The 10569-nt window shown below is 74.1% G+C and carries 7 protein-coding genes and 3 pseudogenes; 8 read left to right on the top strand and 2 right to left on the bottom strand.

Going from position 1 to position 10569, the window contains the following annotated elements; all coding sequences use genetic code 11:
* The 3 genes and pseudogenes from CQZ88_RS03915 to CQZ88_RS32275 all read left to right on the top strand — a co-directional run.
* Positions 1-691: pseudogene (locus CQZ88_RS03915) on the top strand (primosome assembly protein PriA); the annotation flags it as partial.
* Positions 692-934: 243 nt separating this feature from the next.
* Positions 935-1912 carry a triacylglycerol lipase gene (locus CQZ88_RS03910; protein ID WP_006937662.1) on the top strand — a complete coding sequence of 326 codons (978 nt, stop codon included), beginning with the start codon at positions 935-937 and terminating at the stop codon, positions 1910-1912.
* A gap of 114 nt (positions 1913-2026) precedes the next feature.
* Entirely contained in the window at positions 2027-3175 is a 1149-nt protein-coding gene (locus tag CQZ88_RS32275; protein ID WP_029543608.1) for a phosphatase PAP2 family protein, read from the top strand.
* On the opposite strand, the pseudogene CQZ88_RS30400 reads toward CQZ88_RS32275, so the two are convergent.
* Positions 3075-3434 (bottom strand): annotated as a pseudogene (locus tag CQZ88_RS30400) (rhodanese-like domain-containing protein); the annotation flags it as partial. The gene CQZ88_RS32275 and the pseudogene CQZ88_RS30400 overlap by 101 nt on opposite strands.
* A 248-nt stretch (positions 3435-3682) precedes the next feature.
* Here CQZ88_RS30400 and fmt point away from each other — a divergent pair.
* The 3 genes from fmt (at position 3683) to CQZ88_RS03885 (ending at position 7069) form a co-directional block, all read left to right on the top strand.
* The gene (gene fmt / locus CQZ88_RS03895) at positions 3683-4606 is read left to right on the top strand and encodes a methionyl-tRNA formyltransferase (protein WP_006937666.1); all 924 of its coding nucleotides are present in this window, start codon (positions 3683-3685) and stop codon (positions 4604-4606) included.
* Entirely contained in the window at positions 4603-6048 is a 1446-nt protein-coding gene (locus CQZ88_RS03890; RefSeq protein ID WP_102799273.1) for an RsmB/NOP family class I SAM-dependent RNA methyltransferase, read from the top strand. Before fmt ends, CQZ88_RS03890 begins: the two co-directional genes overlap by 4 nt.
* A gap of 91 nt (positions 6049-6139) precedes the next feature.
* Entirely contained in the window at positions 6140-7069 is a 930-nt protein-coding gene (locus tag CQZ88_RS03885) for a 1-phosphofructokinase family hexose kinase (RefSeq protein ID WP_006937670.1), read from the top strand.
* An 87-nt stretch (positions 7070-7156) separates the two neighbouring features.
* Here CQZ88_RS03885 and ppsA read toward each other — a convergent pair whose 3' ends face one another.
* Positions 7157-9436 (bottom strand): phosphoenolpyruvate synthase, encoded by a 2280-nt coding sequence (ppsA, locus tag CQZ88_RS03880; protein ID WP_006937672.1) that lies wholly within the window; start codon positions 9434-9436, stop codon positions 7157-7159.
* Between the two features lie 173 nt (positions 9437-9609).
* Here ppsA and rpe point away from each other — a divergent pair, with 173 nt between their 5' ends.
* Together rpe and CQZ88_RS03870 are read left to right on the top strand one after the other, a co-directional pair.
* Complete coding sequence (rpe, locus tag CQZ88_RS03875) at positions 9610-10293, top strand: ribulose-phosphate 3-epimerase (protein ID WP_029543611.1); 684 nt, start codon at positions 9610-9612, stop codon at positions 10291-10293.
* Positions 10290-10569: pseudogene (locus CQZ88_RS03870) on the top strand (bifunctional diaminohydroxyphosphoribosylaminopyrimidine deaminase/5-amino-6-(5-phosphoribosylamino)uracil reductase); the annotation flags it as partial. The gene rpe and the pseudogene CQZ88_RS03870, both read left to right, overlap by 4 nt.

Here is a 10569-nt window from a genome sequence, read left to right as displayed (position 1 = left end):
CGGCGCCGGGCGCACCGCGGAGGAACTCGGCCGGGCCTTTCCCGGTGTCCCGGTGGTCACCTCCGGCGGGGCGGAGGTCAAGGCCACCGCCCCGGAGGGGCCTGCGCTCGTCGTCGCCACCGTGGGTGCCGAGCCCGTCACCGCCGGCGGGTACGGCGCGGCGCTGCTGCTCGACGGGTGGGCGCTGCTCGGCCGCGCGGACCTGCGGGCCGCCGAGGAGACGATGCGCCGCTGGCTCACCGCGTCGTCGCTGGTGCGGCCCTTCGCCGACGGCGGCCAGGTCGTCGTCGTGGCCGACTCCGGCATTCCCACCGTGCAGGCGCTGGTGCGGTGGGACCCGATCGGGCACGCGCAGTCCCAGCTCGCCGAGCGCGCCGAGGTCGGTTTCCCGCCCGCGGTGCACATGGCCGCGGTCGACGGCACCACGGCCGCGGTCGCCGACCTGCTGGCCGCCGCGACGCTGCCGCCGGAGGCGGAGGTGCTCGGTCCGGTGCCGTTGCCGCCGGGGGAGCGGTTACCGTTCGGGGCCGACGATCCCGAGCCGGACGAGGTGCAGCGCATGGTGATCCGGGTGCCGCGCGGTCGGGGCCTCGCCCTCGGCCGGGCGTTGCGCGAGGCGCAGGCCGCCCGCAGTGCCCGCCGTGGTGAGGGCGCGCTGCGGGTGCAGATCGATCCGCTGCGCATCGGGTGACGGCCGTCGTCTCTCCCGGCCGGGACGGTGCGCGCCGGCTGTGTCCCGCCCGGCCGGGTGCCCCGAGAGGGCGAGGACCCTGCCGCGCGACAGGACGGAAGAACCGCCCGCCACCTGCAGAAAGACGGCATGCCGCGAGAGGGCGACTGTGTCACGATAAATCACAGGGCAGGGTCGATCCTGGTGAACCGAACCAGTGGCGGACGGTGCGGACCGGCACGGGCGGACCGGAAGGGAGGGGCCGTGAACGGCACACGCAGGATCGTTGCAGCGCTGGCCGGTGCGGCGGCCGTGGCCGCCGTGTCCGTCACCGGCGCGGGCGCCGCGCCCTCGGGATCGACAGCGTTCGTGCCCGTCACCCCGGGCCCCGTCGCCACCACGCATGCCCAGGCCGCCGGCTACGCCGAAGACCACCCCGGGGCGGCGCCGGCGCGGTCGAACGACTTCGGGTGCGTGCCCGCCCCGGACCATCCGCGGCCGGTGGTCCTCGCCCACGGCACCGACTCCAACTCCTACTCGGACTGGGCCGCGGTCGCCCCGATGCTCGCCGACGCCGGCTGGTGCGTCTTCGCTCTCGACTACGGAAAGGCCGACGGTGCCGACGACTACGGCACCGGGGACATCCGGGTCAGCGCCGCGCAGCTCGGCGGGTTCGTCGAGCGTGTGCGCGCCGACACCGGCGCCGACAAGGTCGATCTCCTCGGCTACTCGCAGGGCGCCACCGTCGCGCGGTACTACGTCAACCGCCTCGGCGGATCGGCCGTCGTGGACCGCTGGGTGGGCGTGGCCTCGCCGAGCTACGGTGGCACCTTCTACGGGCTCGGCACTGCGGCCGTGGCCGCTCCCGGCGCCACCGACGCGGTCGAGGACTTCTTCTCGGTGGCCCTCGCGCAGCAACTGCAGGGTTCGGAACTGCTCACCGAACTCAACACCCCGGTCGACACCGTTCCCGGCGTCCGCTACACCACCATCGGATCCCGCGTCGACGAGGTCATCCAGCCGTCCACCAACGTGGCGCTGCGCGGACCCGGGGCGGTCAACCTGATGATCCAGGACCTGTGCCCACCGGATCAGACCGGGCACTTCAACATGGTGTACGACCCGTTCTCGCTCACCGTGATCCGGCACGCGCTCGCCCCTGAGCGGTACGCCCTCGGCGAGTGCGTCCCGGTGCCGCTCGGCACGGGCATCCCCGAACTGATCATCGAGAGCAACTCCTGACCCGATCCGCCCCCGGGGCGTGCCCGGTGCCCCGATCATGGGTATGCGGGCGGCACGAGCCCCTGCGGACGACGGTCACCGGCGCCCGGGACAGCGCGCCGAAGGGAGGTAGCGGTGAACCCCCCCTCGCTTCCGGGACGCGCTCTCGCGGTGATGCGGGCGCCGCAGCTGGTGTCGCCGCGCCAGTACCTCCGGGTGGCCGCGCGGTGCGTGTACCTCGCTGCGCTGATCGGCACCGTCGTCACGATGGGCATCCCCGCCGACCGGGTGTACCAGGCGGCCTGGATCGTCGCCGGGCTGATCGCCTTCGCGATCGACCGGCCGTGGCGCGGGCACGTGCGCGTCGTCGTCGACTGGCTGCCCCTGGTCGCGGCGCTCGTGGTCTACGACCACACCCGCGGCATCGCCGACGAACTCGGCCTGCCCGTGCGGGTACACGAACCGGTCGCCGTGGAGAGCTGGCTGTTCGGCGGCACGGTCCCGACGGTGTGGCTGCAGGAACGCCTGCTCGGCGCGGACGGGGAGCGGCCCGGCTGGACCATGATCACCGCCGTCGTCTACACCAGCCATTTTCTCGTGCCGTGGTTGCTCGCGGCCCTGCTGTACCTGTACTCGCGGTCACGCTGGGCCGGGTACATGCGACGGGTGCTGCTCCTGTCGTACTTCGGACTGATCACCTACATCCTCGTGCCGGCGGCCCCACCGTGGTACGCCTCCGAGGTGGGCGTGCTGCCGGACGGCGTCGGGCGGGTCACCGGCTTCGGTTTCGGGGTGGTGCCGATCGACGTCGGCACCCGATGGCTCGAGGCGCAGGGCAACCCGGTCGCCGCGCTGCCGTCGCTGCACTCGGCGTTCGCGCTGCTCGTGGCGGTCGCCCTGTGGCCGATCGCGCGGCGCGGCTGGATGCGGGCGCTGCTGGTGGCGTTCCCGCTCGCCATGGCCTTCACGCTCGTCTACGGCGGCGAACACTACGTGGTCGACGTGCTGCTCGGCTGGGGCTACGTCGGTTTCGCCGCGCTGGCCGCCCGGGCCTGGGAGGCGCGCCGCGGAGCGCGGCTCGCCCCGCAGATCAGTCCACCTGCTCGAGCGGCATCGCCAACGTCACCCAGTCGTGCAGGCCACCGCGGTAGTACGCCAGCGAGGACGCCGGATATCCCGCCTCGAGCAGCTCCCGGATCGCCATCGGGGACTGCGGGCACTGCGGGCCGTTGCAGAACAGGATCGACACCCGGGACGGATCGAGCCGGTCCCGCAGCTCCGTGATCCGGCCGTGCGGCAGGTTGACCGCGCCCGGAATGGACCTGCCCTTGCGCGAGTCCGGGACACGGGTGTCGACGAGCACGGCTCCGTTCGCGACCAGCTCCGTCAGTTCCAGCTCACCGACGGTCACCACCCCGGGCGCGCACTGCAGCGGCTGCAGCTCGCCCCACGTGGTGTCCACCAGGACCACGTCCTGCTCCTGCGCCGCCGGCCAGGGCACGCCCGCGGGGTCCGCCGAGCGCACACGGGGGGACCGTGCCATCCGTTCTCGCGTCTCTGCCATCGGCTCAGCCTATCGACGCTGCACGGCGGTTGCCGGGATTCGTCACGTCCGGCCCGACCCCTCGGGTTCGCGGACGGCTGTCACCGCCCGCAGGCCCGGTCCCTAGACTGAGGGCACCATTCGTCGTCGAGATCCGGGAGCAGCATTCGTGAACAGTTCGGTCGGCCCAGCGCAGTCCGCCTCCCGGGGCCGGGGCCTCGCTCCTCGCGCGCGGACGGGCCGCTGACGTGCGGCTGGTGTTCGCCGGGACCCCCGAACCGGCCGTACCGTCGCTGCGCCGCCTGCTCGACTCGCCGCGCCACGAGGTGGTCGCGGTGGTGACCCGGCCCGACACCACCGCCGGCCGCGGGCGGCGTGTCGTCCGCTCGGCCGTGGGGCGGCTCGCCGATGACCACGGCATCGAGGTCCTCACCCCGGAGCGGCCGCGCGACCCCGACTTCGTGGCCCGGCTGACCGAACTCGCCCCCGACTGCTGCCCGGTCGTCGCCTACGGCGCGCTCATCCCGCAACCGGTGCTCGACATCCCGAAGTTCGGCTGGGTGAATCTGCACTTCTCGCTGCTGCCCGCGTGGCGCGGCGCCGCGCCCGTGCAGGCCGCGCTCGCCGCGGGGGACGAGGTGACCGGCGCGAGCACGTTCCGGCTCGAGGAGGGCCTGGACACCGGCCCGGTCTACGGGGTGGTCACCGAGACGATTCGGCCCGCCGACACGGCGGGGGATCTGCTCGCCCGGCTCGCCGATTCCGGTGCCGCGCTCCTCGAATCGACTCTCGACGGTCTCGAGGACGGGGTGCTCACGGCCGTGCCGCAGCCCACGGACGGCGTCTCGCACGCCCCCAAGGTCACGGTCGAGTCGGCCCGCGTGAGCTGGGACCGGCCCGCACACCTCGTGGACCGCCACATCCGTTCGGTCACGCCCGCACCCGGTGCCTGGACGATGATCGGCGACCTGCGCGTCAAGCTCGGGCCCGTGACCGGCACCGAGGAGACCCTCGCGCCCGGGCAGATCCTGGCCCGCAAGGACGGTGTCCTCGTCGGCACCGGCAGCACCGCCGTGCGGCTCGGGCAGGTCCAGCCGCCCGGCAAGAAGACGATGGCGGCCGCGGACTGGGTTCGCGGCGCCCGGCTCGACCCGGAGGTACGCGCCCAGTGACCGAGTCCCGACGCCCCGCCCGCCGCTCGCGCCGCGGACCCGGCGACCGCAACAACAAGCCTCGGCAGGCCCGCCGGCCGTCCCCCGCGGAGGCCGGCCTCGACCAGGCCCGTCTCGCCGCCCGCGACGTGCTGCGCGCGGTCCGGGAGCGCGACGCCTACGCCAACCTGGTGCTGCCGGCGCTGCTGCGGGAGCGGCGTCTCGACGGTCGCGACGCCGCCCTGGCCACCGAGCTGACGTACGGCGCCGCCCGCGCCCAGGGTCTGCTCGACGCCGTGATCGCCGCGTGCGCCAACCGGCCCGTCACCGAGATCGACGGGGCGCTGCTGGACACCCTGCGGCTGGGCACGTACCAGCTGCTGCGCACCCGCATCGCCCCGCACGCGGCTGTCGCGACGAGCGTCGACATCGTCCGCAGCGAATTCGGCCACGGCAAGTCCGGATTCGTCAATCCGGTGCTGCGGCGCGTCGCGGAGAAGCCCGAGGAACAGTGGATCGTCGAGCTCGCCCCCGACCCGGCTCGTGACCCCGTGGGACACCTGGCATTCCGGTATGCGCATCCGGAGTGGATCGCGAAGGCCTTCGCGGTCGCGCTCGGTCCCGACGCCGGGGAGCTCGAGGAGGTGCTCGCGGCGGACGACGCCCGGCCGGTGGTGCACCTGGTGGCTCGTCCGGGGGTGATCACCGCGGAGGAGCTCGCGCTGGCCACCGGCGGGGAGATCGGCCCCTGGTCGCCCTACGCCGTGCATCTCGACGGCGGCGGCGACCCCGGCAAGCTCGACCCCGTGCGCGAGGGCATGGCCGGCGTGCAGGACGAGGGCAGCCAGCTGGTGGCGCGGGCGCTCACGCTCGCCCCGCTCGACGGACCCGACCACGGCCGGTGGCTGGACCTGTGTGCCGGTCCCGGCGGCAAGGCCGCCCTGCTCGGCGCGCTGGCGGACATCGACGGCTTCACCGTCGACGCCGTCGAGCCGGTCGAGCACCGCGCCGAGCTGATCCGCAAGGCCACCCGCGGCCTCCCGGTCACGGTGCACGTCGCCGACGGTCGCGATCCCGGCCTCGGGTCCGGCTACGACCGCATCCTGGTCGACGCGCCGTGCACCGGGCTGGGCGCCCTGCGGCGCCGGCCCGAATCGCGGTGGCGTCGCAGCCCCGGCGACGTCGCCGAGCTGGTGCGGCTGCAGAAACAGCTCCTCGCCTCGGCGATCGGCCTGCTGCGGCCCGGCGGCGTGGTGCTGTACGCGACGTGCTCCCCGCACACCTCCGAGACCCTCGCCGTCGTCGCCGACGCCGTCCGTCGGCACCAGGTCGAGCAGCTCGACACGCGCGAGCTCGTGCCCGGCGTGCCGCGTCTCGGCGACGGCCCGTCCGTGCAACTGTGGCCGCACCGGCACGGCACCGACGCGATGTTCATGGCCGCGCTGCGTACACCGGCGGGCTGATCCGCGAGCCTGTGGCGCGAACGCCGGAAGAATCGGTCCGCGCTCGGATACGGTCGGACGCAACCCGGCCGCTCCCTGCAGGAGGCACGTCGTGCCCGACATCGTCACCCTGACCATGAACCCGGCGCTCGACGTGACCACCTACACCGCCGAGGTGCGGCCCACCAGCAAACTGCGCTGCGAGGCGCCGCGGCTCGAGGCCGGGGGAGGCGGGATCAACGTCGCGAAGGTCGCCGGGGTGCTCGGCGTGTCGGCCGGGGCGGTGTATCCGGCCGGCGGTCCGACCGGGGATACGCTCTCGGCGCTGCTGGCCGCCGGGGGTGTCGACAGCCGGCGCATCGACATCGACGGCATGACCCGCGAGTCGTTCACGGCGATCGAACGCAGCACCGGCCACGAGTACCGGTTCGTGCTGCCCGGCCCGGAGCTGAGCGTGGAGGACCAGGAACGGTGCCTGGACCTGCTCGTCGAGACCGCCACCGGCGCACGGTACGTCGTCGCCAGCGGCAGCCTTCCGCCGGGCGTGCCGGGCGAGTTCGTCCAGCGCGTGGCCGACGCCGCCACCGACGCCGGTGCGCGCTTCGTCCTCGACTCGTCGGGGGACGCACTGCGCCGCATCAAGTCGGGCGTGCACCTGGTCAAGCCGAGCCTGCGGGAGCTGCGCGAATGGGTGGGCCGGGAACTGCGCACCCCGCACGAACAGGCCGCGGCCGCCCACGAACTCGTCGACGCCGGCGTCGCCGAGGTCGTGGTGGTGTCCCTCGGGCCGGAGGGGGCGCTGCTCGTCTCCGCCGACACCACCGCCCGGCTGAAGGCCCTGGACGTGCCCGTGCGCAGCGCCGTGGGCGCCGGCGACAGCATGGTCGCCGGGCTGGTCGTGGGCCTGCTGCGGGGCCGCTCGCTGCGCGACGCCCTGGCGCTCGGCATCGCGGCGGGCTCGGCGGCCCTGCTCACCCCGGGCAGCCAGGTCTGCCGCCGCGACGACGTCGAGCGGTTCGACGTCCTCGCGCGGCAGCGGTGACGCCCCGAGCGACCGGATCGTTCCCCCCGTCAGGGCGGTCCCGAGCGGCCGACGGCATGGTCCGCTCGCTCGGAGCGCACGACGCGGTCAGTGCTCGTGCCGTGCACGGTCCAGGACGATCCGTTGCTCGGCCTGCGCCACCGTGCGCCGGGTCTGCGCCGCCGCGTCCGGCGTCACCGACACCGACGTGATGCCCCGGCGCACGAGATGCTCGGCCAGTTCCGTGCTGGTGGAGACGGCCTGCCCGCACAGCGACGTGGTCAGGCCGGCCGCCGACGCCCGCTCGATGATGTGGTCGATCGCGTCCAGCACCGCCGGGTCGAGCGTGTCGAACAGGTCCTTGCACACCTCGGAGTCGCGGTCGACGCCGAGCACGAGCTGGGTCAGGTCGTTGCTGCCGATCGACACGCCGTGGATGCCGAGCTTCGCGTACTCGGGCAGCCAGTACACCACCGACGGCACCTCGGCCATGATCCAGCGCAGCATCCGGCGATCCGGGCCGAGCGGATGCGCGTCGAGCTGGGCCAGGCACTCCCTCAGTTCCCAACGGGTGCGCACGAACGGGATCATCAGGTGCACGTTGGGGTGCTGCGCGCGCACGCGGTGCAGGACGTCGAGGTCGAGCGAGAACAGCTCGGGATCGCGCACGTAGCGGAAGCAGCCGCGGTACCCGATCATCGGGTTCTCCTCGTCCGGCTCCACCTCGCCCCCCTTCAGGTTCGCGAACTCGTTGCTGCGCAGGTCGATTGCGCGGTACACCACCGGCCGCGGGGCGAAGGCCGCCGCGATCCGCGCGACGCCCTCGGCCATCTTCGACACGTACTCCTCGCGCCGGCCCTGCGCGATCATGTAGGCGGGATGCTCCCCGGCGAGCGCCTCGGTGATCATGAACTCCGCCCGCAGCAGCCCCACCCCGTCGACGTCGGTGGCGGCGACGGCCTGCGCGGCGTCGGGGGTGGCGAGATTGACGTACACGGCCGTCGCGGTGACGGTCGGGGAGGGGGCCGCGGCCGCCGGGGCGGCGGTCTGCGCCGCGGTCGGCCGGTCGGCGCGGACCTCCCCGTCGAACACGACGCCGGCATCGCCGTCCACCGTGATCACCTGGCCGTCCCGCAGGTCCTGCGTCGCGGTGCGGGCGCCGACGACGACGGGCTTGCCGAGTTCGCGGCCGACGATCGCGGCGTGACAGGTGATGCCGCCACCGTCGGTGACGATGCCCCCGGCGCGGCGCAGGATCGGCAGCCAGTCGGGCCGCGTCATCGGGGCCACGAGGATCTCCCCCTCGGTCAGGCGCTTGCCGTCGACCAGTTCCTGCAGCACCCGGACCCGTCCGGTCGCCCGGCCGGGGCCGGCGCCGAGCCCGGTCAGCAGCGGTGTCGCCTGCCCGTTGCCGGACGCCGCGGCGGCCCCGGGCATGCCCAGGGTGGTGATCGGGCGGGTCTGCACGATCCACAGCTCGCCCTCGGCGAACGCGAACTCGAGGTCCTGCGGCCGGCCGTAGTGCTGCTCGACGCCCGCGGCGAGCCGCGCGACCTTCTCGAGCTGCTCCTCGTCGAGCACCCGCGTCTGCCGCGACGAATCGACCGCGACGCGGCTGTCGCCGGTGTCGGTGGAGGCGATCTGGAACTCCTGATGCCCGAGATGCACGTCGAGCACGGCGAAGCCGTCCTTGGCGACGACGTAGGTGTCCGGCTCGACCTGGCCGCCCACGACGACCTCGCCGAGGCCGAGGGCGGCCTCGACGACGATGCGGTCGAGCTCGCCGGTGCGGGGGTCGGCCGTGAACGCCACCCCCGAGGCCTCCGAGCGCACCATCACCTGCACCACGACGGCGATGGACGGTTCGTCGGTCACCCCGCGCAGGCCCCGGTAGGTCCGGGCCCGCTCCGACCACAACGACGCCCAGCACGCCTGCACGGCGCGCACCACCGCGTCGGCGCCGGCGATGTTGGTGTACGACTCGTGGATCCCGGCGAACGAGGTGTCCGCGGCGTCCTCGGCGGGCGCGGAGGACCGCACCGCCACCGGCACGTCCACGCCCAGCTTCTCGTAGGCGGCGACGATGTCGGCGCGGATCTCGTCGGGCACCGCGGCCCCGGTCACCAGCGCGGCCAGTTCCGCGGAGGTGCGGATCAGCGTCGCGTCGTCGATGTCGGAGGCCGGGACGGCCTCGGCGCGCAGCCGGTCGCGCACCCCCGCGGCGGCCATCGAATCGAGATAGGCGGCGGTGGTGATCGCGAAGGCGGGCGGCACGGGGAACCCGGCCCGGGTCATCTCCCCGAGGTTGGCGGACTTGCCCCCCACGGTCGGCGCATCCTCCGCGCCCACCTCGCCGATCGGTCGAACCCACACCGTGTGCGTGGCCATCGTCGCTCCCCACTGCCGCTTCGGGCCCAGCGGATCCGGGCCCGCCACCGTCCACTCAAGCATCGCCCAGAGGGTCGAACCAGGGGTCGAAAGTCATGAAAACCTGTCCCCGGGCGGGCGGGCGCCGCGACGCGCGGCGGGCCCCGCCGGCGGGACCGTTAAACTCGGTGGACGTGGCCCACCCGATGATCGCCCCCTCCATCCTCTCCGCGGATTTCGCGCGCCTGGCCGACGAGGCCGCCGCCGTCGCCGACGCGCACTGGCTGCACGTCGACGTCATGGACGCGCACTTCGTGCCGAACCTGACCCTCGGCCTGCCGGTGGTGCAGTCGCTGCTGAAGGCAACCGACATCCCACTCGACTGTCATCTGATGATCGAGGACCCGGGCCGCTGGGCGCCGCCCTACGCCGAGGCGGGCGCGCACAATGTCACCTTCCACGTCGAGGCCACCGAGAATCCCGTCGCCGTCGCCCGCGACATCCGGGCCGCCGGCGCCAAGGCCGGCCTGAGCGTCAAGCCCGGCACCCCGCTCGAGCCCTACCTCGAGATCCTGAAGGAGTTCGACACGCTGCTGGTGATGAGCGTCGAGCCCGGCTTCGGCGGCCAGTCGTTCATCCCCGACGTGCTCGACAAGGTCCGCGCGATCCGCCGTCTCGTCGACGCCGGGGAGCTGACCCTGCTCGTCGAGATCGACGGCGGCATCAACGCCGACACCATCGAGGCGGCCGCCGAGGCCGGGGTGGACTGCTTCGTCGCCGGGTCGGCCGTGTACGGGGCCGACGACCCGGGCGAGGCGGTGCGCAAGCTGCGTGAGCGGGCCGCCCACGCCTCCCCGCACCTGACCCTGGCCACGTGAGCGATGCACCGCTCGAGGCGGCCGTGAGCGGTGCCCCGCTCGAGGCGGCACTGCGCCTCGCGCTCGACGCCGGGGAGTCGGTGCGCGGCACCACCAGCCCCAATCCGCCCGTCGGCGCGGTGATTCTCGACGCGGCGGGACAGGTCGCCGGGGTCGGGGCGACCCGGCCGCCGGGCGGCCCCCACGCCGAGGTCGTCGCACTCGAGGCGGCCGGGGAGCGGGCCCGCGGCGGTACCGCCGTCGTGACCCTGGAGCCGTGCAATCACACCGGCCGTA

This window comes from Rhodococcus sp. ENV425, assembly GCF_002887785.1.
Lineage (GTDB): Bacteria > Actinomycetota > Actinomycetes > Mycobacteriales > Mycobacteriaceae > Rhodococcus > Rhodococcus aetherivorans.
The sequence above is the reverse complement of the archived record's forward strand: the minus strand, read 5'-3'. Positions and strand labels throughout refer to the sequence as shown.

Excerpts from the sequence above, each read along its gene's own strand:
- ppsA (WP_006937672.1), bottom strand. The coding sequence starts at position 9,436 with ATGGCCACGCACACGGTGTGGGTTCGACCGATCGGCGAGGTGGGCGCG.